Annotated in this window: 26 protein-coding genes, 1 tRNA gene and 1 other RNA gene; 18 read left to right on the top strand and 10 right to left on the bottom strand. The window is 61.1% G+C overall.

Translation table 11 applies throughout. The features are described 5' to 3' along the window. Positions 1–15: 15 nt before the first annotated feature. Together VUN82_15985 and aceE are read right to left on the bottom strand one after the other, a co-directional pair. Positions 16–1,260 (bottom strand): helix-turn-helix domain-containing protein, encoded by a 1,245-nt coding sequence (locus VUN82_15985; GenBank protein ID XAS70596.1) that lies wholly within the window; start codon positions 1,258–1,260, stop codon positions 16–18. A gap of 200 nt (positions 1,261–1,460) precedes the next feature. Next, positions 1,461–4,262: a pyruvate dehydrogenase (acetyl-transferring), homodimeric type gene (aceE, locus tag VUN82_15980; GenBank protein ID XAS70595.1), complete on the bottom strand. Its 2,802-nt coding sequence runs from the start codon at positions 4,260–4,262 to the stop codon at positions 1,461–1,463. A gap of 381 nt (positions 4,263–4,643) precedes the next feature. Here aceE and VUN82_15975 point away from each other — a divergent pair, with 381 nt between their 5' ends. The 7 genes from VUN82_15975 (at position 4,644) to VUN82_15945 (ending at position 9,598) form a co-directional block, all read left to right on the top strand. After that, positions 4,644–5,063, top strand: coding sequence for a DUF3052 domain-containing protein (locus VUN82_15975; protein ID XAS70594.1), 420 nt, complete (start codon positions 4,644–4,646; stop codon positions 5,061–5,063). Beyond that, positions 5,060–5,563, top strand: coding sequence for a peroxiredoxin (locus tag VUN82_15970; protein XAS70593.1), 504 nt, complete (start codon positions 5,060–5,062; stop codon positions 5,561–5,563). Before VUN82_15975 ends, VUN82_15970 begins: the two co-directional genes overlap by 4 nt. After that, positions 5,560–6,513, top strand: a complete 954-nt coding sequence (locus tag VUN82_15965; GenBank protein ID XAS70592.1) for an NAD-dependent protein deacetylase — start codon at positions 5,560–5,562, stop codon at positions 6,511–6,513. Before VUN82_15970 ends, VUN82_15965 begins: the two co-directional genes overlap by 4 nt. A 55-nt stretch (positions 6,514–6,568) precedes the next feature. After that, a tRNA-Val gene (locus tag VUN82_15960) sits at positions 6,569–6,641 on the top strand. 106 nt (positions 6,642–6,747) lie between these two features. Beyond that, entirely contained in the window at positions 6,748–7,038 is a 291-nt protein-coding gene (locus VUN82_15955) for a hypothetical protein (GenBank protein XAS70591.1), read from the top strand. A 249-nt stretch (positions 7,039–7,287) separates the two neighbouring features. Further along, positions 7,288–8,082: an IclR family transcriptional regulator gene (locus VUN82_15950; protein ID XAS70590.1), complete on the top strand. Its 795-nt coding sequence runs from the start codon at positions 7,288–7,290 to the stop codon at positions 8,080–8,082. A gap of 157 nt (positions 8,083–8,239) precedes the next feature. Continuing rightward, on the top strand, positions 8,240–9,598 hold the full coding sequence (locus VUN82_15945) for an MFS transporter (GenBank protein XAS70589.1): 1,359 nt from the start codon (positions 8,240–8,242) through the stop codon (positions 9,596–9,598). 113 nt (positions 9,599–9,711) lie between these two features. Here the strand turns inward: VUN82_15945 and VUN82_15940 are convergent, their stop codons facing one another. Further along, positions 9,712–10,779: a D-2-hydroxyacid dehydrogenase gene (locus VUN82_15940; GenBank protein ID XAS70588.1), complete on the bottom strand. Its 1,068-nt coding sequence runs from the start codon at positions 10,777–10,779 to the stop codon at positions 9,712–9,714. A gap of 85 nt (positions 10,780–10,864) precedes the next feature. Between VUN82_15940 and VUN82_15935 the strand changes: the two genes are divergently transcribed. Genes VUN82_15935 through VUN82_15925 form a run of 3 tightly spaced genes read left to right on the top strand, consistent with a single transcriptional unit; the run spans position 10,865 to position 13,638 of the window. Beyond that, entirely contained in the window at positions 10,865–11,764 is a 900-nt protein-coding gene (locus VUN82_15935) for an NAD(P)-dependent oxidoreductase (protein XAS70587.1), read from the top strand. Between the two features lie 54 nt (positions 11,765–11,818). Beyond that, positions 11,819–12,589: an SDR family oxidoreductase gene (locus tag VUN82_15930; GenBank protein XAS70586.1), complete on the top strand. Its 771-nt coding sequence runs from the start codon at positions 11,819–11,821 to the stop codon at positions 12,587–12,589. Beyond that, positions 12,589–13,638 carry an L-idonate 5-dehydrogenase gene (locus VUN82_15925; protein XAS70585.1) on the top strand — a complete coding sequence of 350 codons (1,050 nt, stop codon included), beginning with the start codon at positions 12,589–12,591 and terminating at the stop codon, positions 13,636–13,638. Before VUN82_15930 ends, VUN82_15925 begins: the two co-directional genes overlap by 1 nt. On the opposite strand, the gene VUN82_15920 is transcribed toward VUN82_15925, so the two are convergent. Next, positions 13,597–14,364: an FCD domain-containing protein gene (locus VUN82_15920; protein ID XAS70584.1), complete on the bottom strand. Its 768-nt coding sequence runs from the start codon at positions 14,362–14,364 to the stop codon at positions 13,597–13,599. The two genes, VUN82_15925 and VUN82_15920, sit on opposite strands and share 42 nt — an antisense overlap. 253 nt (positions 14,365–14,617) lie before the next feature. Between VUN82_15920 and gndA the strand changes: the two genes are divergently transcribed. After that, positions 14,618–16,054 carry an NADP-dependent phosphogluconate dehydrogenase gene (gndA, locus tag VUN82_15915; GenBank protein ID XAS70583.1) on the top strand — a complete coding sequence of 479 codons (1,437 nt, stop codon included), beginning with the start codon at positions 14,618–14,620 and terminating at the stop codon, positions 16,052–16,054. A 112-nt stretch (positions 16,055–16,166) separates the two neighbouring features. Beyond that, on the top strand, positions 16,167–17,000 hold the full coding sequence (locus VUN82_15910) for an oxidoreductase (protein XAS70582.1): 834 nt from the start codon (positions 16,167–16,169) through the stop codon (positions 16,998–17,000). On the opposite strand, the gene epsC is transcribed toward VUN82_15910, so the two are convergent. From epsC to msrA, 3 genes are all read right to left on the bottom strand, one after another. Beyond that, positions 16,997–17,581 (bottom strand): serine O-acetyltransferase EpsC, encoded by a 585-nt coding sequence (gene epsC, locus VUN82_15905; protein ID XAS70581.1) that lies wholly within the window; start codon positions 17,579–17,581, stop codon positions 16,997–16,999. The genes VUN82_15910 and epsC overlap by 4 nt on opposite strands. Positions 17,582–17,622: 41 nt before the next feature. Next, positions 17,623–18,558 carry a cysteine synthase A gene (cysK, locus tag VUN82_15900; protein XAS70580.1) on the bottom strand — a complete coding sequence of 312 codons (936 nt, stop codon included), beginning with the start codon at positions 18,556–18,558 and terminating at the stop codon, positions 17,623–17,625. A 66-nt stretch (positions 18,559–18,624) separates the two neighbouring features. Continuing rightward, positions 18,625–19,149 (bottom strand): peptide-methionine (S)-S-oxide reductase MsrA, encoded by a 525-nt coding sequence (gene msrA, locus VUN82_15895; GenBank protein ID XAS70579.1) that lies wholly within the window; start codon positions 19,147–19,149, stop codon positions 18,625–18,627. A gap of 124 nt (positions 19,150–19,273) precedes the next feature. Between msrA and VUN82_15890 the strand changes: the two genes are divergently transcribed. Continuing rightward, a complete protein-coding gene (locus tag VUN82_15890; protein ID XAS70578.1) occupies positions 19,274–20,185 on the top strand; it encodes a Nif3-like dinuclear metal center hexameric protein in 912 nt (303 codons plus the stop codon). A 90-nt stretch (positions 20,186–20,275) separates the two neighbouring features. After that, positions 20,276–21,013, top strand: a complete 738-nt coding sequence (locus VUN82_15885) for a C4-type zinc ribbon domain-containing protein (GenBank protein XAS70577.1) — start codon at positions 20,276–20,278, stop codon at positions 21,011–21,013. Between the two features lie 9 nt (positions 21,014–21,022). Here the strand turns inward: VUN82_15885 and VUN82_15880 are convergent, their stop codons facing one another. Beyond that, the gene (locus tag VUN82_15880) at positions 21,023–21,787 is read right to left on the bottom strand and encodes a peroxide stress protein YaaA (protein XAS70576.1); all 765 of its coding nucleotides are present in this window, start codon (positions 21,785–21,787) and stop codon (positions 21,023–21,025) included. 57 nt (positions 21,788–21,844) lie between these two features. On the opposite strand from VUN82_15880, the gene rnpB reads away from it, so the two are divergent. The 4 genes from rnpB to VUN82_15860 all read left to right on the top strand — a co-directional run bounded on the left by rnpB (position 21,845) and on the right by VUN82_15860 (position 25,212). Continuing rightward, an RNA gene (gene rnpB / locus VUN82_15875) (RNase P RNA component class A) lies at positions 21,845–22,236 on the top strand. Positions 22,237–22,556: 320 nt separating this feature from the next. After that, a complete protein-coding gene (locus VUN82_15870) occupies positions 22,557–24,008 on the top strand; it encodes a glyceraldehyde-3-phosphate dehydrogenase (GenBank protein XAS74709.1) in 1,452 nt (483 codons plus the stop codon). Between the two features lie 71 nt (positions 24,009–24,079). Then, positions 24,080–24,289: a hypothetical protein gene (locus VUN82_15865; protein ID XAS70575.1), complete on the top strand. Its 210-nt coding sequence runs from the start codon at positions 24,080–24,082 to the stop codon at positions 24,287–24,289. A 122-nt stretch (positions 24,290–24,411) separates the two neighbouring features. Then, positions 24,412–25,212, top strand: coding sequence for an HNH endonuclease family protein (locus VUN82_15860; protein XAS70574.1), 801 nt, complete (start codon positions 24,412–24,414; stop codon positions 25,210–25,212). Here the strand turns inward: VUN82_15860 and VUN82_15855 are convergent. Beyond that, entirely contained in the window at positions 25,197–26,036 is an 840-nt protein-coding gene (locus VUN82_15855) for an acyltransferase domain-containing protein (protein ID XAS70573.1), read from the bottom strand. The two genes, VUN82_15860 and VUN82_15855, sit on opposite strands and share 16 nt — an antisense overlap. Before the next feature lie 4 nt (positions 26,037–26,040). Next, positions 26,041–26,613, bottom strand: coding sequence for a peptide deformylase (gene def / locus VUN82_15850; GenBank protein ID XAS70572.1), 573 nt, complete (start codon positions 26,611–26,613; stop codon positions 26,041–26,043). Positions 26,614–26,615: the final 2 nt, after the last annotated feature.

The raw sequence follows: 26,615 nt of genomic DNA, 5'->3' as shown, positions 1-26,615 counted from the left end.
GAAGTCTACAACGGTTCAGTTCTGTGAACGCGATGCGTGACGCTCGGGGGCGGCTTTGGGCTGGGCCGAAAGCCGGCCCACCACCAGGGCAGTTTGAAGTACGAAAGCTTCCCTTGGGAGGAGCGGATCCCAGCCTGTCACATCGCAGACACGCTTCAAACGGTAGCGCACAGTGTTGGCATGGACGAACAATTCACGCGCTGTTGCCTCCAATGAATGTCCCAACTCAAGGTAGGTTCCCAAAGTTTCCACCAAGCCGTTTGAGGCCGCCAGCAACGGACGGTAAATATTCTTGATGAGTGACCGCCGGGCCGCATCATCCCCGGAAACAACGCGTTCCGGGAGCAAATCGTCCGCTGCAACAGGCCGCGGCGCCGAGGGCCAGGCGCGGGCGGCGGTAAGGCCAGCGAAGGCGGCCTGGGCCGAAGTGCTGGCCTCCAGCAACGAGCCGGCCTCCGGGCCATAGACGACGGCACCCGGCGCGAAAAGTTCACTGAGCTTGAGGTACGCCGTATCCCGGTCCTGGACGCCGCCGAGGATAAGAATGAGGCGGTCACCTTGGATTCCCACAAGCGCGTCTTCCGCGAAACGGCCGGCAGTCCGCCGTAAATCGCTAACGTAACTGGCGCTGGGCTCCGATGGCGAGTTGCCCACCATGACGGTGAAACGTTCCTGCGCTTTCCAACCCAGGGCCGCGATTCTTGATCGAAGGGCGTCCGTGTTTTCGCCCCGCAGGATTGCATCCACGATCAACGCCTCAAGCCGCGTGTCCCAAGATCCCCGTGATTCCGCAGCGCGTGCGTAGACATCCGCGGCCGCGAAAGCCACTTCCCGGGAGTAACGAAGCACCGCCTCGCGCAGCGAAGGCTGGTCCGATTCAGGGGCGATCACAGGAACCTGGTCTTCGACGACCTCCACCACAATCCTGATCAACTGCAAGGCCTTCTGCAGGCTGATGGAGCGCGTCAATTCAGTGGGTGCATTGCCAAAGACGTCGGTCAGGATCCACGACGGCGAACTGGGACGTTCATACCAGGTCACAAAAGCGGCAATGCCATTTTGCGCCACGAGCCCCAAAGCGGAGCGTTCATCAGAGCTCAGCCGGCTGTACCAAGGCAGCGATTTCTCAAGCTGCCGCATGGTGCTGGTGGACAATTGCCCCACATTGGCACGGAGCTGCCGCAGGGTCTCCGCCTTTTCCGGCGACAATGCCTGGGTTGCTGCTTTGCGCTTTGTAGTGATTTTGCTGGGCTCTGCCATGGAACGAGCATACGGTGCATCTCAGGCAAGCTCCATTTGTGCGAAGGCTACAACTTATGTTGTCGCTGGTCACGTCATGTTGCGCGGTGAAAAGGCTTGATTAAACGCCCGACGGCGGCCCCCACCTTCCGATGGAAGCCGCCGTCGCGGTTACTGCTTGAGTTTGTGCAGTCCCGGGCTACAGCCCAACTGCTCGTTTACTAAGCGTCGCCGCCTGCTCCGCCGGTGGTGCCCGCGTTCACATCCAGTAGCCGGTACTTATCGATGGCCTTTTCCAGCGCACCTTCTTCGACTTCTCCCTTGGCGGCGAGGAGTTGGAGGGTTTTGGCGACGATGGAGTGGGTGTCGTTTTTGAAGTAGCGGCGGGCGGCTTGGCGGGTGTCGGAGAAGCCGAAGCCGTCTGCTCCGAGGGAGGCGAAGTCGTTGGGGATGAATTGGCGGATTTGGTCGGGGACGGCTTTCATGTAGTCGGACACGGCGATGACGGGTCCGGTGGTGCCGGCGAGTTGTTCGGTGATGAACGGGGTGCGGGCGGGTTGGCCGGGGTTGAGGAAGGCGTGTTCTTCGGCGGCGAGGCCGTCGCGTCGCAGTTCGTTCCAGGACGTCACGGACCAGACTTCGGCGGCGACTCCCCAGTCCTCGGCGAGGATCCGGGCGGCGTCCAGGGCCCAGGGCACGGACACGCCGGAGGCGAGGATGTTCGCGGTGGGCCTGTTCCCGTCTCCTTCGGGGGCGGGCGCGAGGCGGTAGATGCCTTTGAGGAGCCCGTTGACGTCGAGGTTCTCGGGTTCGGCGGGTTGGGTGATGGGTTCGTTGTAGACGGTGAGGTAGTACATCACGTTACGGTCTTCACCGGTGCCGGTGCCGGTGGCCTCGGTGTCGGGTCCGTACATTTCTTCGAGGCCGTGGCGGATGATGTGGCCGATTTCGTAGCCGTAGGCGGGGTCGTAGGTTTTCACGGCGGGGTTGGTGGAGGCCAGGATGGGGGAGTGCCCGTCGGCGTGTTGGAGTCCTTCGCCGGTGAGGGTGGTTCGTCCTGCGGTGGCGCCGATGATGAAGCCGCGGGTCATTTGGTCCGCTGCGGCCCAGAAGGAATCTCCGGTGCGTTGGAAGCCGAACATGGAGTAGAACACGTAGATCGGGACCAGGGGTTGGCCGTGGGTGGCGTACGCGGTTCCGGCGGCGGTGAACGCTGCGACGGCGCCGGCTTCGTTGATGCCGGGGTGGATCAGTTGCCCGGCGGGGGATTCCTTGTAGGCCAGGACGAGGTCCCGGTCCACGGAGAGGTAGTTCTGGCCTTTGGGGTTGTAGATTTTCGCGGTCGGGAAGAACGCGTCCATGCCGAAGGTCCGGGATTCGTCCGGGACGACGGGCACGAACCGGGCCCCGAAGTTCTTATCCCGCATCAGGTCTTTGAGCAACCGGACGAAGGCCATGGTGGTCGCGGCTTGTTGTTTGCCGGAGCCGCGTTTGGCGACCTCGTAGGATTTGGCTTCGGGCAGGGTCACGGGGGTGTGGGTGCGGCGGCGTTCGGGCACGAACCCGCCGAGCTCGGCCCGGCGTTCCATCAGGTATTTGATTTCGGGGGCGTCCATGCCGGGGTGGTAGTACGGGGGCCGGTAGAGGTCCGCGTCGAGCTGGTCATCGCTGATGGGGATGCGCAGGTGGTCACGGAAGGCCTTGAGGTCTTCCATGGTCAGCTTTTTCATCTGGTGGGTGGCGTTGCGGCCCTCGAAGTGCGGGCCCAGTCCGTAGCCCTTGACGGTTTTGGCCAGGATCACGGTGGGTTTGCCCTTGAACTCCACCGCTGCCTTGTACGCGGCGTAGACCTTGCGGTAATCGTGCCCGCCGCGTTTGAGGCCCCAGATCTGCTCATCGGTCAGGTCCGCGACCATGTCCTTGGTCTGCGGGGACTTGCCGAAGAAGTGGTCCCTGACGAACCCGCCGGATTCGGCCTTGTAGGTCTGGTAGTCACCATCGGGGGTTTCGTTCATGATTTTCACCAACGCCCCGTCGGTGTCGTTTTCCAGCAGGGTGTCCCATTCCCGGCCCCAGACGACCTTGATCACGTTCCAGCCCGCGCCGCGGAAGAACGCCTCGAGCTCCTGCATGATTTTGCCGTTGCCCCGCACGGGCCCGTCCAGGCGCTGGAGGTTGCAGTTGATCACGAAGTTCAGGTTGTCCAGGTTCTCGTTCGCTGCCAGCTGCAGCAACCCGCGGGACTCGGGCTCGTCCATTTCCCCGTCACCGAGGAACGCCCAGACCTGCTGGTCGGAGGTGTCCTTGAGGCCGCGGTTGTGCAGGTACCGGTTGGACTGGGCCTGGTAGATCGCGTTCATCGGCCCGATGCCCATCGACACGGTCGGGAATTCCCAGAAGTCCGGCATCAACCTTGGGTGCGGGTAGGAGGACAGGGCATGGCCTTGTTTGGACTTTTCCTGACGGAACCCGTCCATGTCCTCCTCCGAGAGGCGTCCTTCCATGAACGCGCGGGCGTACATGCCCGGGGACGCGTGGCCCTGGAAGAACACCTGGTCCCCGCCCGAGGGGTGGTCCTTGCCGCGGAAGAAATGGTTGAACCCGACCTCGTACAGGGTCGCCGCGCCGGCATAGGTGGAAATGTGCCCGCCCACCCCGATATCGGCCCGCTGCGCACGGTGGACCATGACCGCGGCGTTCCAGCGCATGTACGCACGGTACCGGCGCTCGAACTCCTCGTTCCCGGGAAACTCTGCTTCCTGGTCCACCGGGATCGTGTTCACATAATCAGTGGTCGTCACCATCGGCACACCCACCGACCGGGCACCGGCACGCTGCAACAACGACCGCATAATGTACTGGGCACGCTCCGTGCCCTGCTCCGCGATCAACGCATCAAGGGACTCAATCCACTCCGCGGTCTCTTCCGGATCACGATCAGGCAGCTGGGCAGTCAACCCGCTGAGGATGTGTGAGGTCTCTTCTCCTGCAGCCACGTCCAACCTTCCTTTAGGCGCATGCATCGGCGCCTCAGGTCTGGCAGGGTAACTGCCCGTCATGAACGCGTCGTGTGCGACATCTCGGTTTCAACAGCCCGGTCGGATGCGCCGGGCAGGTCTTGTGAGCGCATGGCTGCCCAGTAGAATTCCTCGGGGCGATCGCCCTGCAGCCAAAGCGCTCATGGCCACTCTAGCTTTGACAGCGCTGGGATGCGTAGCCGCGGGGCTTCAGGGGCGTTGTATGTCACATCTTGGTGCTCTCCGTGACGGATGCCACGTGATTGTCACAGCTTCGAAACACCCTAGGTAGTGCGGAATATGCGTCATCGCAGGGACAATGGCTTGAAGCACACGCCCAAAGGGTGTTGGCTGTTAGTAATGGAAGTCACTTCAAAAGGAGGAAACGTGAGCGAGGCCGACGCCGCCACATCGGTAAATGTGGCGGAAAGATTGGGTTTCAAAGACGGGGATCTGATTCAGGAACGCGGCTACGACGACGACGTCGATTTCGACTTGCGTGACGACATTGAAGATGTCACGGGCTCTGAGCTGTTGGATGAAGATGATCATGACGTCGTAGACGCTGTTATTTGCTGGTGGCGGGACGGCGATGGTGACCTGGTCGATGCTCTGATGGATTCGCTCACCACCTTGAAAGAGGGCGGCGTGGTGTGGGTTCTGACACCCAAATCCGGCCGCGACAACTACGTCTCTCCGGCGGACATCCAGGACGCGGCGCCTACGTCCGGGCTGCACCTGACCACTTCTGCCGGGGTATCCAAGGACTGGAGCGCCACCCGCTTGGTGCCGAAGAAGAACAAGTGACGGAAGTCCAGCAAGCCCCGGCCCCCGTGCTCGTTCCCGGGATCGGGGAGGTAGCGCCTGACTTTGAGCTGCTGAATCAATATGGCGAGCCGGTCCGTTTATCGGATTTCAGGGGTCGCAACGTTGTGGTGGTGTTCTATCCGTTCGCTTTCTCCGGCATCTGCACGGGAGAACTGTGTGAGATTCGCGACAATATCGGCGCCTTCGAAGACTCGAACGCCACGGTCCTTGCGATCTCCGTAGACAGCAAATTTGCCTTGCGCGCGTACGCGGAGCAGGAACGCTACGAGTTCGATCTTTTGGCTGATTTCTGGCCACATGGAGCTGTGGCACAGGCTTACGGCGTCTTTGATGCCCGGAGCGGGATGGCTCTTAGGGGAACGTTCATCATTGATGCCGAAGGATTGATCCGGTACGTGGTGGTCAATCCGCGGGGACAGGCGAGGGACCTCGCAGGCTACCGTCAGGCGCTCTCTGAATTGAGAGTGCAGCAGGGGTGAACCAAGCGCGGCCCGGTGTTGGTATGACCGGCTTCGCCAGCATGGAGCCGGCCATCGCTGCCACCTTGGAGGCCGGGGAAGAGGCGGCCTTGAAGGAAGCCCTGGACATCCTTGGCGGCAAGCGGCTGGCTATTCTCACTGGGGCCGGGCTCAGCACCGATTCGGGTATTCCGGACTACCGGGGACCTGGTTCGGCGCCACGGAGCCCCATGACATATCAGGAATTCATCGGCAGTGCTGCCAATCGACGGCGGTATTGGGCCCGGAACCATATCGGCTGGTCCCACCTGCGGCACGCTGATCCAAATGCCGGTCACCTCGCCGTCGCCCTCATGGAACGGCGAGGTCTGCTGACAGGCCTCATCACCCAAAACGTCGACAGGCTCCACGAGGACGCCGGGAGCACCAATGTAGTGGATCTGCATGGGCGTTTCGATCAGGTGATTTGCCTCGAGCACGGACACATATTTTCCAGAAAGCTGCTCGCCGCCATCCTTGAGGAGCTGAATCCGGGGTTCGTAGCAGCCGCGCTTGAGGCCGGTGTGGTGGAAATGGCACCAGACGCTGATGCCACCGTGGAAGATCCCGAACTTATACAGTCATTCGTGGTGGCAGTTTGTCCTGTCTGCGGCGGCACGCTGAAGCCTGACTTCGTCTACTTTGGCGAAAATGTTCCCAAAACCCGCGTCGAACGGGCGTATGCCATGGTGGACGCAGGCGAAGCGCTCTTGGTTGCCGGCTCCTCGCTCACGGTGATGAGTGGGTTGAGGTTCGTGCGCCATGCGGCGAAGGCCAGCAAGCCGGTGGTCATCATCAACAGGGGACCCACGCGAGGTGACGAATTTGCCGCCCTCAAACTTGAAGTGGGAGTCAGTGGCGCCCTGGATTATCTCGCGAGGAATTTGCCTGACCCTGTAGCCAGGGACTCGATTGGTGTTTCCCCCGAATGATCATGTAGAGTCATTGTTCGTTGGTTGAAGCGCTAAGGCACTGAAACTGAACTTTGGGTCTTTAGCTCAGCTGGTAGAGCGCCACGTTTACACCGTGGATGTCATCGGTTCGATCCCGGTAGGACCCACAAAGAAACCCCGTCGTTCTGGACCGCAAGGTTCGAGAATGGCGGGGTTTTCCTTTTCCCTGGAAGCACCGGAAAAAAGTCAGTGCCCACGCCTAGTGTCTGGCTCATGGAACAGGTATACATCCTCACTTCAGGGGGCGGTACGGCAACTACGGTTGTCCGGGGCGGTCGGAACTGGCAGATTGCCGAAGAACCATTCCGATGGTTCGAGCGGGTGCCGTGGTGGGAGAACGCCAAGCGCATGCCCCGCGGGCAGGGCCGCGTGGATGTTGAGGTGTTGCAAGTCCAGGTGCGGCTGGGAAGCAACGCCATGTCCAGCCTGGCGACGTGGGAACTCGTGCGGGACGGAAGCGGTGGGGGCTGGTACCTGCGTGGCGAAGAGCGGGTGGCGGCGTAGGATTCGGGCCGCGAAATGGATGAGCTCTCCACCGCGACTATTGGGGGATGCCGCGGTGGAGAGCTCGAAAATGAATATACAGCGAACTTTTCGGTTTGGAAAGTAAAGCCCTCCTTAAGGCCTTGTGTGTCGACAAAGTCGCCTTTCGCCCCGGCAGGACGGTAGGCAGTCACACTATGATGGGTAGTGTTCAGCTGAATGAACAGCCGCTGGACGGCGACGTCCGGTTTGATATGACGAAGGAGAATCATGGCCGATTCCCGCATTATCCGCTCCGAGGGACTGGGCGCTTCATCGCCGGCGCCTGCGGTGACCCGCGCCGCGGCCGTTCTGGAAGCATTGGCAGAATCGCCGTCGGGCCGCCTCACCCTGAGTGATCTGTCCAGGGAGTTGGGAATCCCTAAGTCTTCCACGTCCAATCTGCTGCTGGCGCTCGAGGAGGCGCGGCTTATTACCAGGCAGGGCGCGGACTTTGGCTTGGGTCGAAAGCTCGTAGAGCTGGGCGCCGCCTACTTGAGCCGGTTGGACGAAGTGCAGGAGTTCTATAAGTACTGTGAACAAGCGCCCACCCTGTCCGGAGAAACTGTCCGCATTGCCATGTTGGACGGGGACCATGTCATTTACCTTGCGCGCTATGAAGGTCATCCTGCAGTTCGGTTGACCTCCAACATAGGCGACAAGATGCCAGTCTCCCTCTGCAGTGTAGGAAAGGCGCTCCTGGCGCAGTTGCACGATCACGACATCGATGCCATGTTCCCGGATGGCATGGAACTTCCGGTTATGACTCCGAACTCGCTGCGCAGGGCAGAGGAACTGAAGGCGCAGATTGCCACGATCCGCAAGCAGGGATTTGCCTTTGAGGACGAAGAATCAACGGTAGGCGTGGTGTGCCTTGCCGTTCCCGTGCCCACCCATGGAGCACATGGTCCAAGCCTGGGGCTTTCTGTTACTGCATTGAAGGCTACTTATTCCGAGGAACAGGGCGCCCTCATGGTCAAGGAACTCAAGGAGCTCGCGCGTTCCCTGGGGAATCCGATGGGTTGATGCCGTGGGGCCCGTCACAATCGCCGGTTTTGAATAAATCTGATTTCAACCTTGGCACTGCGTTCAACAAGCTGTACGCTGTTCATCATAGTGATCTTGGCGGTGATGCCATCACTATCTCGCCGGGCCAACGGGGGCCTGGGGTGATTTTGAGGGAGTGCTTGTGACAACTCGTACTAATGCAAAGCTCGCAGCTGAGGCTGACGATGCAGTGGTTGAGCCGGAACAGCTTCGCAGGGCGACGCTGGCCAGCTCCGTGGGTTCTGCCCTGGAGTACTACGATTTCTACATTTACGGCCTGGCCTCGGCCCTGATCTTTGGGCCCTTGTTCTTCAAACCCTTGGGTGAGAGTGGGGCTTTGATCGCATCCTTTGCCACCTATGGCGTGGGATTTGCGGCCAGGCCCTTCGGCGGTATTTTCTTCGGATTCATCGGAGACAGGTTTGGCCGCAAAATGGTCCTCTTGCTGACAATTGGCATGATGGGACTCGCAAGCTTTGCCATCGGCCTGCTGCCCACCTTCGAGCAAGCCGGAATGCTCGGCGCTGTACTCCTGGTGACGCTGCGCATCATCCAGGGCTTGGGTGCCGGAGCGGAACAGGCTGGAGCCACAACCCTGATATCAGAAGTGGCTCCGCCGAAGCGTCGCGGATACTTCGCGTCGCTGCCATTCGTGGGCATTCAGCTCGGCACGCTCCTGGGCGCCGGAACTTTCGCACTATTGCAGCTGGCGGATAAGGATGCTTTCGAGGCGTGGCTCTGGAGAGTGCCGTTCCTTGCCAGCTTTGTCCTGATCATCGTTGCCGTCTTCATTCGCCTGAGGTTGAAGGAAACCCCGGTATTTCAGGAATTGGAGAAGCATAAGAATGTGGTCAAGAACCCTGTCGGTCAACTTTGGAAGCACTCCAGAAGGAACGTGCTGGTTGGTATAGGACTCCGGATGGGAGAGAACGGTAATTCGTCCATCTATTCGGCTCTGCTGATCTCCTTCATGTCAGTCAAGGAAGGTGTCTTCCCTGGAGACAAATTCATTGGCCCTGTGGGACTCCTGATTGCCGCTGGATTCGCGGCCGTTATGGTGGTCACCTTCGGTGCGCTGTCCGACCGCTTTGGTCGGGTACGGGTTTACCGGTACGGCGCGTTGTTCCAGGCGGTCTTTGCCATCCCCGCCTTCTACCTGGTGACCCTCGGAAACGTGACTCTCGTATGGGCTGTCATGGTGGTTGGTATCGCACTGGGCGTCCAGTCCATGCTGGGTCCGCAGTGCCCATTGCTACCTGAACTGTTTGGTTCCCAGTATCGCTTCACCGGTGTTGCGCTGAGCCGCGAAATCTCTGCTGTGCTGGCGGGTGGCCTCGTGCCCCTGCTCGGCGCCATCCTTCTGGCGGCTACGCATAACTCCTGGGTAGTACTGGCGGTTTACTCGCTCGTCTTGGCGCTGATTTCCTTCATTACGACGTTCTTCACGCCTGAAACAGCTGGACGGGACCTTCTTTCCCTTGAGGACGCGAAGTAGCCCACCGGCAGCTTCGAGGCATTGCGCAGAAAACATTGACGCAAAAAGGCTCCGACCCCTTGGGGTCGGAGCCTTTTGCATCAGAGCTTGATCGGGCCTGGTAAAAATCGGGCCTAGTAGAAGTGGACCGGATCAACCAGGTGGGGAAGGTCGCCACCGTCCAGGAAAGTACGGAGGTTGCTGCAGAAGCGTTCCGCGATGAGGCGGTTTTCGGCTGTGCTCAGTGCGGACGTGTGTGGCGATACCAGAACCTTGGGGTGGTTCCACAGGGGACTATCCTGCGGGAGCGGCTCGACGGCAAAGACGTCCAGGCAAGCATAGGCAAGCTGCCCGTTGTTGAGGGCTTCAAGAAGGGCATCCTCGTCCACCACTGTGCCACGGCCAACGTTGACGAACACGGTACCCGGCTTCATTGCGGAGAAGATGTCAGTGCTGAACAGCTTCTCAGTGTACGGAGTGCCGGGGAGTGTGTTCACCACGGCATCAGCGTCGGCAACCAGATCCGCAAGGCCGTCATTGTTAGTGACCTCGTCGATGCCTTCAATGGCCTCGACGTTGCGTTTGGTGCCGCTGACCCTCATCCCCAGAGCACGGGCAATACGTGCGGTTTCCATGCCGATCTCGCCAAGCCCGGCAATGACCACCTTGGATCCGTTGGCCAACTTGGTGGGTGTTCGCAACTCGGGCCAAACCTTGGCCGCTTGGTCCTGGGCCATTTCGGCGCTGCGCTTGAAGCCGTTAAGGATGCCAAAGGCGGAGAATTCCGCGAGCGGCAACGCGTGGACCCCGGCCGACGTAGTGACGCGGAATTTTAGGAGCGTCTCAGTATCCAGCCCCGAAGCCTTAACGGCTCCGCCAGCCCCAGCGGCCATGGCGTGAATCCATTGAAGGTGGGGATTGCTCCGGGCAATCCGGGCAAGGCCGGCGGGGCTTTCGTTAGGGAAGCCGTACAGAACCTGGGCCCGGTTGAGCATGGCCCAGTAGCGTTCTTCCTGCTCTGGCGTCCGCTTGAAATCAGGGTCCCCGCTGTGGTCTGCAGGGAAGCGCTCGGGCGGAAGGAGATCTGGTTCGTGCAGGACAGTTACGGAAGGATCCACGGCGCGAATACGCTCCACATGCTCAACTTCGAGCGGCACAGCGATCGCGATGGTAAGTTCATCAGTCGTCATAGTGTTCATCATACTGAATGGAGGCTAGGATATTGAACAGTTCGTTATGTTTGATACAAACTTTTGGTGCACACAAAGAAGTGAGGTTCTTCACAACATGACCAGCAAACGCGTGGGTTTCGTGGGCTTGGGACTGATGGGGGCTCCCATGGCGGCCAACATCGCTAAAGCAGGATGGGTTGTCACGGCATGGAACCGCTCCGACGCCGTTTTCGAAGGCCTCGCCGGTATTGGCCGGGTGGGCACCGTTGCCGGGCTCCGGGGCGAACCAATAATCATTTTCATGCTCCCCGATTTGCCCTTCATTGAGGCTGCAGCAGAAGGCTTGTTCGATGCCTGGCGGTCGGAGCCGCCCCAGCCCGGGACCGCCGTCGTTATTATGAGCAGCGTTTCTCCAACGGATGTCCGCCAGTTCGGCGAACGAGTCCATCAGGCCAGCGACGGAAATGCCGTAGTGATTGACGCGCCAGTGAGTGGCGGCACCACCGGGGCCGAAAGCGGAACTTTGGCCATTATGGCCGGGGCGTCCGAAGCGGACTTTGAACGGCTTCAGCCACTCTTTGAAACCATGGGAACAACGGTGCGCCGGATGGGCCCACTGGGATCGGGCTCGCTCGCCAAGGCCTGCAATCAACTGATCGTCGGAACCACGACGGCGGCACTTGCCGAGGCTGCTGAGCTTGCCGAGCGCTCCGGTATGGATGTTGCCGCGCTGTATGAAGTCCTCGCAGGAGGGTTGGCCGGAAGCCGGGTGTTGGACGTCGTCGGGCCACGCTTGGCAGCAAAGGACTATGCGCCCACCGGACCAGCCAAATTCATGCACAAGGATCTTGCCTTCGTGGTCCAAAGCGCCGAAGCTGTGGGCTCCCCGGTACCTATGGCCTCTGCGGCCATCCAGCTCTACGGCGAGCTCAAACGTCAAGGACTTGGCGATCAGGACCTCGCCGTCGTTCGCCAGGCAATTGCCAATCTTTCCCTCTCCACGGCTGACAACTAACTGCCGGCCCTGACCAACAAACTTGTCCAGACAAGAAGGAATGCAAAAAGAAACATGAGTGGACTATTTGATCTGAGTGGACACGTCGCGTTGGTGACGGGTTCGAGCCGGGGGATTGGCAACGCCCTGGCCCGGGGCCTCGCCGACGCCGGAGCAACTGTAGTGCTCAACGGCATCACCACGGGACGGCTTGAAGCGGCCCATCAGGCCATGGCTGCCGACTATCCTGCGGGAAGGGTCCACAGCCGGGCGTTTGATGTGACGGATGCGGCTTCAGCCGCTGATGGCGTCGCGTGGATCGAGGCCAACGTCGGCCCGTTGGACATCCTGGTCAACAACGCGGGTATCCAGCACCGTGTTCCCATGCTTGAGTTGGATGTGAAGGACTGGGACCGGGTGATCAGCACGGATTTGACCAGCGCGTTCCTGGTGGGCCGGGAAGCGGCGCGGCATATGATTCCCCGGGGCCGAGGGAAGATCATCAATATCTGCTCGGTCCAGACCGACCTTGCCCGGCCGACGATTGCCCCGTATGTGGCGGCGAAGGGTGGGCTGCGTAACCTGACCCGGGCGATGACGGCTGAGTGGGCGGCGTCGGGGTTGCAGATCAACGGCATCGCCCCGGGGTACATCCATACGGAAATGACGCAGAACCTGGTCGATGACGAAGCGTTCAACACCTGGATCCTCGGCCGGACACCGGCCCACCGGTGGGGCACGGTCGCTGACCTGGCCGGGCCTGTTGTGTGGCTGGCGTCCCAGGGGTCCAATTTCGTCAATGGCCAGACGATCTTCGTCGATGGCGGAATGACGGTGGTGGTCTGATGGGCATCACCCTCCCGGCCTCCGGCCCCGCTGTCGTCGCGCACGCCAAAGGGGACTTGCGGATCGAAGACATCCCACTGAAGGCGCCGGCGCCGGATGAGTCGATCGTGGAGATCGCCTACGGCGGGATCTGCGGTTCAGACCTGCATTATTGGCTGCATGGTGCCGCCGGGGAGTCCATCCTGAAGGCCCCGATGGTCCTGGGCCATGAAATTGTCGGGGTCGTCATCGAGCAGGCAGCCGATGGCAGCGGCCCCGAACCCGGCACTCCAGTGGCCGTGCACCCGGCCACACCGGGCCCGGGCGCGGCACGGTACCCCGAAGAGCGGCCCAACCTCTCCCCGGGCTGCACGTACCTGGGCAGCGCGGCACGCTACCCGCACACCGACGGCGCTTTCAGCCGCTACGCCACCCTTCCCTCGCGGATGCTCCGTGCCCTGCCGGAAACCCTGGATCTGCGGACCGCGGCGTTGGTGGAACCGGCCAGCGTGGCCTGGCATGCCGTCGCCCGGGCCGGTGACGTTGCGGGAAAGACTGCCATGGTGATCGGCAGTGGCCCGATCGGTGCCCTCGCTGTCGCTGTCCTCAAGCGCGCCGGCGCTGCCCGTATTGTCGCCGTCGATATGCATGACAAGCCTTTGGAGATCGCATGCGCCGTGGGTGCCGATGCCGTCTTGAAGGGCGACGACGCCGAGGCTATCGCGTCTGTGGAGGCCGACGTCGTTATCGAGTCTTCCGGCAGCCACCACGGCCTTGCCTCGGCCATCAAGGGAGCCACCCGCGGCGGGAAAGTAGTCATGGTGGGGCTGCTGCCCTCCGGGCCGCAGCCGGTCCTCATCTCCCTGGCCATTACCCGTGAGCTGGAACTGTTGGGATCCTTCCGGTTCAACAACGAAATCGATGACGTCATCGCAGCGTTGGCCGACGGATCTTTGTTCGTGGACCCCGTGATAACGCACGAGTTCGACCTCGCCCACGGCCTCGAGGCATTCGACGTAGCCAGGAACTCAGCCGAGTCCGGCAAAGTCCTGCTGAACTTCCAGACTTAGTTTTTCGCCCACGGGTACGAACACGCGGGGCTGGTCATTCCAGCTGGGCGCCAGCTCCGCGATCGTTTGGCGCATAATTTTTCCGGCCGCATCTTTGGCCTGCTGACCGTCGCCGGCGTCGATCGCGTGGGCGACATCAATGTGCCACTGCAGCGCCTGCTTCTGCGGGTGCTCAGGCATGAGTCCGTGCACTGTGCGTCCCGTCAGGGTCTCTGTCACCTGGCCAATCAAGTTGGCAAACATTTCGTTTCCGGAGCCGGACAGCACCAGCGCGTGGAATCGGATGTCGAGGTCAAGGAACCGTGGCATGTCTCCGGCGTCGCCGGCTTCCTTCATCGCCAGCGAAATATCCACGAGTTCCCGCCGCAGGGTTTCCGGAGCGTTCCCGGCTGCGAGTTCCGCAGCAACAGGCTCGACGGCGGAACGCAGCTCCGCGAGGGACCTCAGTTGGGCGCCACGACCCTCACCAGCCAAGCGCCAGCGAATGACCAACGGATCAAAGGGATTCCAACGATGGGCGGGGAGGACGCGGATTCCGACACGCTTGATCGTCTCCACCAGGCCCAGTGACTGCAGGACGCGGACAGCCTCCCGGACCACCGAGCGCGAAACGTTGAGCTCGTCTTCCAAATGTTCGGCCAGCATGACGTGGCCGGTCGGAAGGGCGCCGCCCACAATCCGGGTTCCCAGATGCTCTACGGCGCGGTGGTGGAGGCTGGTTGACATAGAGGTAAGCATAGTGGGGCGAGGACAATCCGCGTGTAGCATCCGATGCCGCCTCCGCCGTGGGAGAGCCTGCGGAAGTCCCGCACATCATAGACTGTTTATGACGCGGCGCAGTTCCAAAACGTGGGCGCCGCTTTCCTGCTCATGGCATAAATACGTATGGTTTATTACAGCCCCTGGTTATGAAATCGCTTCCTGCGTGCCCCCAGGGGGGTAGGTGGGACTGTTTGTACACGATCGAATTGGAGTTTTGATGTCAGCACACATCGGTGTCACCGGCCTTGCGGTGATGGGCGCCAACCTGGCCCGCAACCTGGCCCGCAACGGCTTCACTGTGGCTCTCCACAACCGCTCCGTGGAAAAGACCGACGCCCTGCTGGAAAAGCACGGCACGGACGGCGATTTCATCCGCACGGAAACGCTGCAGGAACTCGTTGATTCCCTTGAAAAGCCCCGCCGTGTCCTGATCATGGTCAAGGCAGGCGCTCCCGTGGACAACGTCATTGAGCAGCTCGAGCCGCTGCTCGAGGCCGGCGACATCATCATCGATGCCGGTAACTCGCACTACGAGGACACCCGCCGCCGCGAAGCCGCGCTGGCCAAGAAGGACCTCCACTTTGTAGGCGTCGGTGTTTCCGGTGGCGAAGAAGGCGCGTTGAACGGTCCTTCGATCATGCCCGGCGGCTCCCGTGAGTCCTACGACGCCCTTGGGCCGCTGTTGGAGAAGATTGCCGCAAAGGTCGACGGCGAACCGTGCTGCGCTTGGATCGGCACCGACGGTGCCGGCCACTTCGTGAAGATGGTCCACAACGGCATCGAATACGCCGACATGCAGGTCATCGGTGAGGCATTCGACCTCCTCCGCTCGGGTGCAGGCATCGAGCCCGCCGAGCAGTCCAAGATTTTCGCTGAATGGAACAAGGGCGATCTGTCCTCCTTCCTGATCGAAATCTCCGCCGAAGTCCTGGGCCACGTTGACGCCAAGACCGGCAAGCCGTTCGTTGACGTCGTCGTGGATGCCGCAGGCCAGAAGGGCACCGGGCGCTGGACGGTTATCTCCGCCCTTGAACTAGGCTCCCCGGTGTCCGGCATTGCCGAGTCCGTATTTGCACGTGCACTGTCTTCCCAGGCAGAGCAGCGCAAGCTTGGCCAGGAACTGCTGGCTGGCGAAGAGGCTTCCGTCGAGATCCCCGAGACGTTCGTTGAGGACGTCCGCCAGGCGCTGTACGCCTCCAAGCTGGTGTCCTACGCCCAGGGCCTGGACATGCTGACATCCGCTGCCAAGGAGTACGGCTGGGACCTCAAGCTGGACGAGATCGCCTCGCTGTGGCGTGCTGGCTGCATCATTCGTGCCGAACTGCTCAAGGACATCACCAAGGCTTACGCTGCCGAGGAGAAGCCCGCCAACCTGTTGTTCGCGCCGGCCTTCACCAAGGCCATCGCCGAGGCACTCCCGGCCTGGCGGCGCGTTGTTGCTACCGCCGTCCAGCTGGGCATCCCGGTACCGGTCTTCTCCTCCTCGCTGGCGTACTACGACGGCCTGCGCCGCAAGCGCGTTGCCGCTGCGCTGATCCAGGGCCAGCGTGACCTCTTCGGTGCGCACACCTACGGCCGCGTTGATGCCGAAGGTACGTTCCACACGCTGTGGGGCGAAGACAAGTCCGAAATCTCGGCCGTCGACACCCACTAAGTTCCACCGCAAGGCCGGTTCTTCCCCGATACGCTGGGAGGAGCCGGCCTTTGCCGTGCCGGAACGGGTACTGGGCCATCGCGCGGGTGCCACGAGCCAAGGAGCCAGTGCCATGACCGACCGCATCGCCTTTGTCACTGGAGCATCTACCGGCATTGGTTTCGAGACGGCGCGTGCCCTAAGGTCTGAAGGGTTCGTTGTCTACGCCGGCGCGCGTCGGGTGGAGAAGATGCATCCGCTTAAGGCACAGGGAATCACCGTCATGCACCTGGATGTCACCATCGAGGACTCCATGGCCTCAGCAGTCGCGCTTGTTGAGGCTGCACACGGGCACATAGACGTCCTCGTGAACAACGCCGGGTACGGCTCCTACGGCTCCCTGGAAGAGGTTCCCTTGGCCGAAGGCAGGCGCCAGTTCGAGGTGAACGTGATGGGTCTGGCAAGGATGACTCAACTCGTTATTCCAAGGATGCGGCAAGTGGGTTCTGGTCGGATCATCAACGTCTCGTCCATTGGAGGAAAGATCTACGAGCCCCTGGGCGCTTGGTACCACGGGACAAAATTCGCAGTGGAGGGGATGAGCGATTCTTTGAGGCTCGAGCTGAAGCCGCACGGCATCGACGTCGTCCTCATTGAGCCGGCCGGAACGGACACCGAATGGGGCACCATTGCCGGGGAAGGCCTGTTGTCCGCGTCCGGTAGAGGTCCATACAAAGGGCAGGTCCACGTCATGGCAGCAGCCTTGGCGTCAACATCCGGACAGCTGATATCAACGCCTCCGAGGGTAGTGGCCAGGGCAATAGTTCGCGCGTCAACGGCAAAACGCCCCAAGACCCGCTACCCGGTGGGTAGGGGAGCCTGGAGCGTCCTGGCCTTACGGAGGGTGCTTCCTGACCGCGTCTTCGACGCCGTCCTCTGGAACTCCTACAAGAGGTTTACCAGCTAGATCCGGTATTCGATGTAGTACTCAGCCGGGTCAACCGCCGGTTTGGTTTCGGATTTCGCGTCGCGGTGCCGCCATGTGGCAGGAATGCCCGTGATGATCGACTCCGGGGGAGCGTTCTTCACCACGACGGCGTTCGCGCCAATTGCGCTGTCTGCGCCGATCGTAATGGGACCCAGGACCTTGGCGCCGGCGCCGATGGTCACACGATCCCCGATGGTCGGATGGCGCTTGACCTTGGCAAGGGACCGGCCGCCGAGCGTCACACCGTGGTAGATCATCACGTCCTCGCCGATTTCAGCAGTTTCACCGATAACGACGCCCATGCCGTGGTCGATGAAGAAACGCCGGCCGATGGTTGCGCCGGGATGGATCTCGATGCCCGTCAGGAATCTCGCCAACTGGGAAATCAGGCGGGCGGGAAAGCGAAGGGCCGGGTTTTGCCAGAGCTTGTGGGTCACGCGGTGTGCCCAGATGGCGTGCAGGCCGGAGTAGGCGAAAAAGTTCTCAAAAGAACCTCGAGCCGCCGGGTCATGTGACCGGGCGGCGTCGAGGTCTTCCTTAAGCCTTGCGAAGAAGCTCACAAAGACCTTTCTACAGGAAATGAATGCTTGCGGGCGAAGTGTTAGCCGCGGATATCGTCAAAGAGCACAGTGGAGATGTAACGCTCTCCGAAGTCCGGCACGATCACGACGATCAGCTTGCCCTTGTTCTCGGGACGCTTGGCGACTTCCAGTGCACCCCATACTGCGGCGCCGCCGGAGATGCCGGCGAGTACGCCTTCCTTGGAACCCAAGGCGCGGGCGGTGGCAACCGAGTCTTCAAGGGTAGCGTCGAGGACTTCGTCGTAGACGTTCGTGTCAAGGACCTCCGGAATGAAGTTGGCGCCCAGGCCCTGGATCTTGTGGGGACCGGGGCTGCCGCCATTAAGGATGGGGGAGTCCTTGGGCTCAACGGCAATGATCTGGACTTCGGGCTTGCGCTCCTTGAGGAGCTGCCCGACGCCGGTCACGGTACCGCCGGTACCGATGCCGCCAACAAAGATGTCTACTTCGCCATCTGTGTCAGCCCAGATTTCCTCGGCTGTTGTGTTGCGGTGGATCTCCGGGTTGGCGGGGTTGGCGAACTGCTGCGCCCAGATGGAGTTCTCGGTGTTGGCAACAATTTCCTGGGCCTTTTCAACAGCGCCGCGCATACCTTCGGAACCGGGAGTCAGGACGATCTCTGCACCATAGGCGCGAAGCATGACACGACGTTCCGTGGACATGGTCTCAGGCATGGTCAGGATGACCTTGTAGCCGCGTGCAGCACCAACAAGGGCCAGCGCGATTCCGGTGTTACCCGAGGTGCCTTCCACAATTGTTCCGCCCGGCTTCAGGGCACCGGACTTTTCGGCGGCGTCAATGATGGCCACACCGATACGGTCCTTCACGCTGTTGGCCGGGTTGTAGAACTCAAGCTTGACCGCAACGGTGGCCTCAAGGCCTTCGGTCAGCCGGTTCAAACGGACCAGCGGAGTGCGGCCGACCAGCTGGGTGACGTCGTCGTAGATCCTTGCCATGAAGATTATGCCTATCTCTGAAGAGGGAATGCTGAGGTCAGCCTAACCAGCCGCATCGAAACCCTGCTAAGCAGTTAGCCATGCAGAGTAATATTTCCGCGCTTTGGCCAGCTTTGGATTGATGATGACCTGGCAATAGCCCTGGTACGGGAACTTGGCGTAATAGTTCTGATGGACTTCCTCTGCTTCATAGAACTCGGGTAGCCGGCTTACTTCCGTCACAATCGGATTGGCCCAGAGTGCTTGCGCGCGCTCGATGGCTTCTTCGAAGAGGATCTTTTCCTCCGTCGTGGTGTAGAACATCGACGAACGGTATTGGGTGCCTGTGTCGTAGCCCTGGCGGTTCAACGTGGTGGGGTCATGCAACGCGAAGAACATGTCAAGAATGACCTCCTCCGGCACCACGGTTTCGTCGAATGTCACCGCAACCACCTCTGCATGACCGGTAGTTCCCGAGCAGACGTCGTAGTAGTCAGGGTTTCTGACATGGCCACCCGTATAGCCGGAGACTACCGAACTGACACCGCGGGTTTTCTGGTACACGGCATCAAGGCACCAGAAGCATCCACCACCAAGTACAAAAGTTTTCATGATCTCTTCAATGGATTGGAGGGCCTGATGATTCCCGCAATACCTTACGGGACAATAACGCCGCTGGGCAGGTACGGCAGCTACCAAAACTGCCCCATCGGGTCCAGTAGGTAAGAATAAGAGTATGGAAGCAGTAGACACCGCCATTTCTGGTGCGGATTCCAGCGACGACGCCGGGACAGTGGAAGCAAGCGGGGACCCGACTCTTGGCCAGGTGTTGCTTGCTGTTGAGGAGCTCTGGCCAGAGTCCTTGGCTGAGGACTGGGACGAGGTAGGCCTCGTCGTTGGGCGCCCCAACACGCCCATCACCAAGATCCTGTTTGCTGTGGACCCTACATTGGCTGTGATCGATGAGGCCATTGAGTGGGGAGCGGGGCTCCTGATTACCCATCACCCGTTGCTGCTCAAAGGCGTAAACTCCGTCGCGGCCACCTCCGCGAAGGGCTTGGCCGTGCACCGGCTGATCGAAGCGGGCACCGGACTCCTGACCGTCCACACCAACGGTGACTCCGCGGTCGGGGGCGTATCGGACGTGTTGGCGGACGCCTTTGGCCTGGAGAATGTTGCTCCACTGACCCCTGCCGCCAATGGATTGCCCGAGGAAGGCATTGGCCGGGTTGGTGACCTTCCTGAGCTCATGACCCTGGGTGATTTCGCTGCCCGGGTCTTTGGGATGCTCCCCGCGGTGGCCGGAGGGGTTCGCGTGGCCGGTGACAAGGACGGTCTGCTGCGGCGCGTCGCCGTCTGTGGTGGTGCGGGCGACAGCTTGTTCGATGCCGTCAGGGCCAGCAATGCAGATGTCTATGTGACAGCAGACATGCGGCACCATCCGGCGTCGGAAGCGCGCGAAGGGGCGGTCAACGGCCGGCCGTACCTCATCGACGTCTCACACTTTGCCAGTGAATGGCTGTGGCTGCCCGTAGCCGCGGAAGCGCTCGGCAACGTACTGGGCGATCAGGGCTACGACGTCGAGATCCGCGTGAGCAGCACCAACAGCGATCCTTGGGACTTCATACTCACTCCCGGCGGGGACTAGAGTCTAGAAGATACGGACAATCCCAATAAACACGGGCCGTCCATCCGGAACTGATCCCCAGGGCCGGAAGCGATACAAGCGGAGGTAAGCGTGGCGAAAGCAGCACCGGCAGAACAACTGAAATTGCTTGAACTGCAGGGACTGGATGCCAAGCTCAAATCGTTGGCCGGCCGCCGGAAGGTGCTGGAAACAGATCCGCGGATAGCTGACCTTCAGGATGCACTGAATGTAGCCAATGGTGAACTGGGCGCTGCCAAGATGGCGGTGCACGACGCCGAAGCTGAACTGCGTCGTTCCGAAGCGGACGTGGAGCAGGTCGCGTCCCGCATCGAACGTGACGAAGCCAGGCTCAACAGCGGAACCGGCCTCTCCAAGGACCTGGTGGCGCTTCAGAGTGACATCGCATCCCTTAACAAGCGCCGCTCCGACCTTGAGGACGTTGAGCTTGAAATCCTGGAGCGTTTGGACACCCTGCGGGAGCGTCAAGCCGCACAACAGACCATCGTGGATGACATCCAGGGTTCATTTGCCGGCATCCGCGCCGAACTGGATGAGGCAATTGCTGAGATCGCGGCCGAGGAAACCGTGGTCCGCGGGCAACGTGCCGCTTTCGCGGAGGCCCTGGACGCCGGAATGCTTGCAGTTTATGAGAAGACGATTGCCAAGCGTGGCGTCGGGGCTGCCCGGCTGTTCCACGGGAAGTCCGAGGGGTCGGGCATGATGCTCAGCCCCGGTGACCTGGCCGAAGTCAAGGCCGCTGCTGAAGACGACATTGTCTTCTGCCCGGATTCCGGTGTCATTCTGGTTCGTTCGGCGGAGTGGAACTGACAGTTTCAGTCAGCTGGTCAGGATGATGTTCAGCGCGTGCGGCTTGCGGGCAGTGCCGGGGACGAGTTCCGCCCGCCAAATCTCTTTAGCCGCTTTTAGCAGTTGATCGGGTGATGCGGGCGCCTTCCCGCGCCTGGTCAGCAGATGCCTGGCAAACTCACCTCGCGTGTGCTTGGCAAAGTGGCTCACCACAGTGCGCTTGCCGTTGGCCTCGTTGAAAACATTCACTGTGACGGTTTGCGCTGCTGGTGGAGCCCACGCCGCTGCATACGTGCTGGAACGGCAATCAACCAAAAGCTCCCCCTCGCTACGGGTGGCGAGGGCGGTGCTGAGTTGAGGCTTCCAGAAGGAGGCGAGGCGTCCGACGTCGGGCAGTGCCGTTCCCATGGACAGCCGGTAAGCCGGCACATGGTCACCAAAACCGATGGCACCCCACAGTGCCGAAATCACCAAAATCGATTCGGTTGCCTTGCGGCGTTGAGTCGGCGTCATCGAATTGAAGCCGAGCGCGTCATACAGGACTCCCGAGTAGACCTGGTGGGCCGGCGCCGCCGGTTCCGCGTGCAGCCGGGTATTACGTTCGACGTCGTCCTTCAGCGAGGCGCCGACGCCAAGCAACGCCAAGGCGTCCTCGTGCGCGCTGACGGTGCCCAACGATTCCAGCACCTTGGCGCGGTAGGGGTTGAGTTCCGGAAAGCTGAGTGACTCCCATTCGACGGCGGGGCCTTTGACGGCGGGGGTCTTGCCTTCGGAAGGCGGCAGCAGAATCAGCACCTGACGATATTACCGGGGACCGAGGCAACCCTCGACGCCGGTAGACTGTACGGCGGATGGGTTGACCAGGCGGTCGCGCGTCACGGAAGTGGCTCGAGGAACGTCCGGGCTCCGCAGAGCAGGGTGGTGGGTAACGCCCACTCGGGGTAACCCGCAGGCCAGTGCCACAGAGAACAGACCGCCTTCGCGTAATGGTGCTCGCATCAGCATGCGGCAGGTAAGGGTGAAACGGTGGTGTAAGAGACCACCAGCTCCCTGGGTGACCGGGGAGGCTAGGTAAACCCCACCCGGAGCAAGGCCAGACAGGACACGTTTGAGGGCTGCTCGCCCGAGTGTCCGGGTAGGCTGCTGGAGGGCGTCGGCAACGGCGTTCGTAGATGGATGGCCGCCACTCCTTTGCCGGCAACGGCAAGGGATGACAGAACCCGGCGTATCGGTCAACCCATCCACATTCGCCACTGAGGTCCCGGGCATATGACGTCCATTGTGACTGCCATGTGAGTGATTTCACGCCCCCCGGCACCCAAGAGGACGCCCTTCCGCCTTAGACTTGTTATGAACGTAGATGTTCTGCCGCCGGGACTGCGTTCGCAGCCGGCGGTCTTTTCTTTGCAATCGTTCAAGGCGCTGTGGGTGGACCGAAGCCCGGCCAGTGCCCGTGCCGCAGGATTACTCCGGGCGGCCGCCATCTGCATACGAGGACGTATGTGGTTGACCCAAGGAAGGTAGTTCTGTGAGCCAGACGTCAGATTCTTGTCTTGATAAGTGGATGGGCCGGGAGGCTCTCGCCGAGGCCATGATTCCGGTGATCGGCCGGTTGTACCGGGAAAACAACGTGGTCACGAGCATCCACGGCCGGAGCCTGATCAACAAGTCGACCATGAACATCCTGAAGGCCCACCGCTTTGCGCGCCGGATGAGCAACACCGAGCTGCTGCTCGAAGAAACCGCACCCCTGTTGAACGCTCTTGCTGAGCTGGAACTCGGTGCGGCTGCAATCGACATTGCCCGCCTTACGGAGAAGTTCCGCGTAGAGGGCCACGGCACCTCCTTGGATGAGTTCCTGCGGGCCGAGCTCGCCGAAATCGTCGGAAAGCGTGGCGCTGATGACCGCACCAGCACCGACGTCGTGCTTTATGGCTTTGGGCGCATCGGTCGCCTCCTGGCCCGCATCCTGATTGAAAAGGCCGGTGGTGGGCATGGCCTGCGGCTGCGTGCCATCGTTGTCCGCAAGGGCGCCGAGAACGACCTCGTCAAGCGTGCCAGCCTCCTGCGCCGCGACTCCGTACACGGTTCCTTTGAGGGAACCATCCGCGTGGACGAAGAAGCCAACACCATCACTGCCAACGGCGTTCAGGTCCAGGTCATCTACTCCGACAACCCCGCCACCGTGGACTACACCGCCTACGGCATCAAGGATGCCCTGGTAGTGGACAACACCGGACGCTGGCGCGATGCGGAGGGCCTGTCCCAGCACCTGCAGAGCAAGGGTGTTGCGCGCGTCCTGCTGACGGCTCCGGGCAAGGGCGATCTGAAGAACATCGTCCACGGAATCAACCAGTCCGACATCTCCGATGACGACAAGATCGTCACCGCTGCGTCGTGCACAACCAACGCCATTACTCCGGTACTGAAGGCCATCAACGACAAATTCGGTATCATCCACGGCCACGTTGAAACGGTGCACTCGTTCACGAACGACCAAAACCTGATCGACAACTTCCACAAGGGAGACCGCCGCGGCCGTTCGGCAGCCCTGAACATGGTTATCACGGAGACAGGCGCAGCCAAGGCTGTTGCCAAGGCGCTTCCGGAACTTCAGGGCAAGCTCACCGGTAACGCGATCCGCGTACCTACCCCGGATGTGTCCATGGCGATCCTGAACCTCAACCTTGCCAATGGCACCACACGCGATGAGGTCAACGACTACCTCCGCGAAATGTCGCTGCACTCGCCGTTGCGGAAGCAGATCGACTACATCGACTCGCCGGACGTTGTCTCCACCGACTTCGTTGGTTCCCGCCGCGCAGGCATCGTTGATGGTCTGGCCACTATTTCCAACGACAAGAACCTCGTGCTCTACGTTTGGTACGACAACGAATTCGGCTACTCCTGCCAGGTGGTCCGTGTCATGGAGGAAATGGCCGGCGTCAACCCGCCGTCCTTCCCTGCCCGCGACATCGTGGCTCCCATCGCAGTGCTTGAGGCAGCCAACGCCTAAGCCGGGAAGTATTCACGGGTTTCCCGGCGGTGTCACTGGCATCAGCCGGGAAACCTGACCAAAATGGGTTCATGGAAAATGAATCGACTTTGGAACACGAGACAACGCTGGAACACGCGTTGGACGTAGCACGGGCCAACCACAAGCAGGCACAGAAACTGCTGGACCAGGCCATCGCAGCAAACGCTGCGGGGGACGTCAGCGACGAACGCGTCCAGCAATTGCGTACGCTGCTGGAGGTGGCTGCGGAAGACCTGCAACGCGTTATGCGTGAGCAGTAACCCGGGGAAGAACCCCACCACTGCAGTGTGACTTCTCCTACACACTGTGGATATCGGCTCTGACTGTCGGTGCCGTGTCCTACGCTCGAAGGACACCACCCTCCCCGACTGGACGGAGCCCCTTGAGTATCACCTGGTCTGCCTACAAACGCGCGCGCAGACGATCACGCCAAGCCTGGGCCATTCTAGGATTAGTGGCCGCCACCGTCGTGGCAGGACTGTCTTGGTTCTTCACCACCGGCCAGTTCAACGCGGCTGAGCCTTGGGTCTCCGGCCCCACTGATGCGCCGGTATTTAACCCGGCTTGGATGAAACCCATTTCCGGCATCGAGGCTGTTCCCGCGGAGAAGGCAAGCACCGCACTGGCACAGTTGGAAGTTAAGGGACGGGCATCCCAGGAAGACTATGAGCGAACCGCATTCGGCCAGGCGTGGCTGGATGCCGATCGAAACGGATGCGATACCAGGAACGACATCCTGCGCAGGGACCTGTCGTCGGTGGAGTTCACTAGTGGTTCCTCATGCAAGGTTGCCACTGGAGAGTTTCACGAACCCTACACGGGCGCCCACGTGACCTTCCGTCGGGGCCAGGACACCAGCGCTGATGTTCAGATTGACCACATTGTCGCCCTCGCCGACGCATGGCAGAAGGGTGCCAAGCAATTAACGGTGCAGCAGCGTCAAAGGCTGGCAAATGATCCCTTGAACCTGATTGCAGCTGATGGGCCCGAGAATGTGAAGAAGGGCGCAGGCGACGCCGCCACCTGGCTCCCGCCGAACAAGAACTTCCGGTGTCACTACGTAGCACGGCAGATCTCCGTCAAGGCAGCCTACAAGCTCTGGGTCACACAGGCGGAGAAGGACGCCATGATGCGCGTCCTTTCTTCTTGCCCCGATCAGCAGACCATTTACAGCGTCAGGTGACCGTGTCCCAGTTGCCAGGTACCGCCGTCGTCGATTCTCTCAAGGACTATGCGCTGGAGCGAAGTTTCCCGGGGTAGTTTGTCCAGGTTCTCGAGCCCCCGCTGCCTAAACGTGAAGTACACGGCATCAGTGGGGGCATCGGTGCACCGATCCAGCGTGAAACGGCGGGCGAAGGATGCGATGTTGCTATTGGGAAGCCGTTCAACCAAGTAGGGATCCAGCATCCAGGACTCGCACGTGGCCACAGTGGCCGGCTTGTCCGGAAAGTAGTGGGGAAAAAACGAGCGCGCCTCGTCAAAGCTGGCGTCTACCAGCGAGGGGGAGAGGCCGCCATCCTCGGGAATGTGGACACCCAGGACCCAATCGGATGCGTACGCGAGGCTGCCCCCTGGCCCGTCGTCAGGCCCGCTCCGGATCAAATGGAATTGCAATCGGCCGAGCCGGAACAGATTGCCTGCCATATGTAACGTCAGCCAGCTCCAGGTGTCCAAGCCGAAATGTCCATGCACGCGGCGGTTGATGCGGAGCTGAAGTCCCACGTCAGCCAGGGCGGCTGCCGACACGTCGGCGCCGATTCCCAACTCCAGATGGTATGCGTGGACCCTGGGTGCGAAGCGGAGCAGAGCTTCGATCCAGACGGTCTCGCCCAGCTCATGGGGAGAAATACTGTCAGCTGGAAAAGTGCCAAGCCGTTGCTGCAGCAGTTCCAATGCGTCCAAGACGTGGCCGCTGGGGTTTCTGTCCAAGAGCGCGGCGCATTCCATGGCGTCCTCGCCGGCAACGTCCAGGAGCTGAAACAATTCTGCATGGCGTTCTTGGTTCATCGGATCAGTGTCCGAACGGGTCCGGGTCGACGCCAGGCATCCATGTCAATCCGGGAACGCCCCAACCGTTCTTCTTGGCCTGCTTCATGGCCTTCCTGGCATATCGGTCCACAAGGCGGTTGATGTAAAGCTTGCCGTCCAAATGGTCGTACTCGTGTTGCATCACTCGAGCGAACCAGCCCGTAGCTTCGAAGTCCACCGGGTTTCCGTCAGCGTCAAAGCCTTGGACGCGGGCCCACACAGCGCGCTGCAGAGGATAGTGCTCTCCGGGGAACGACAGGCACCCCTCAATGTGCTCTTCCGGGTCCGGGAGGGCTCCTGAGATCTTTGAGAGGGTCAAGACGGGATTGACCAGAACGCCTTGCTCAGGCGCGTCGTCGTCATTGGCGTACTTATACACAAAGATGCGCTTGCCGACTCCCACCTGGGGTGCGGCGAGGCCCACTCCGTTCGCGGCATCATTGGTTTCGAACATGTCCGCGATGAGTTTTCGGAGCTCGTCATCGAATACTTCGACTTCACTTGCCCGACGGTGCAAAACGGGTTCGCCCCAAATGGTCACAGGGAGGACGGTCATGT

This window comes from Micrococcaceae bacterium Sec5.1 (genome assembly GCA_039636795.1).
GTDB lineage: Bacteria > Actinomycetota > Actinomycetes > Actinomycetales > Micrococcaceae > Arthrobacter.
The sequence above is the reverse complement of the archived record's forward strand: the minus strand, read 5'-3'. Positions and strand labels throughout refer to the sequence as shown.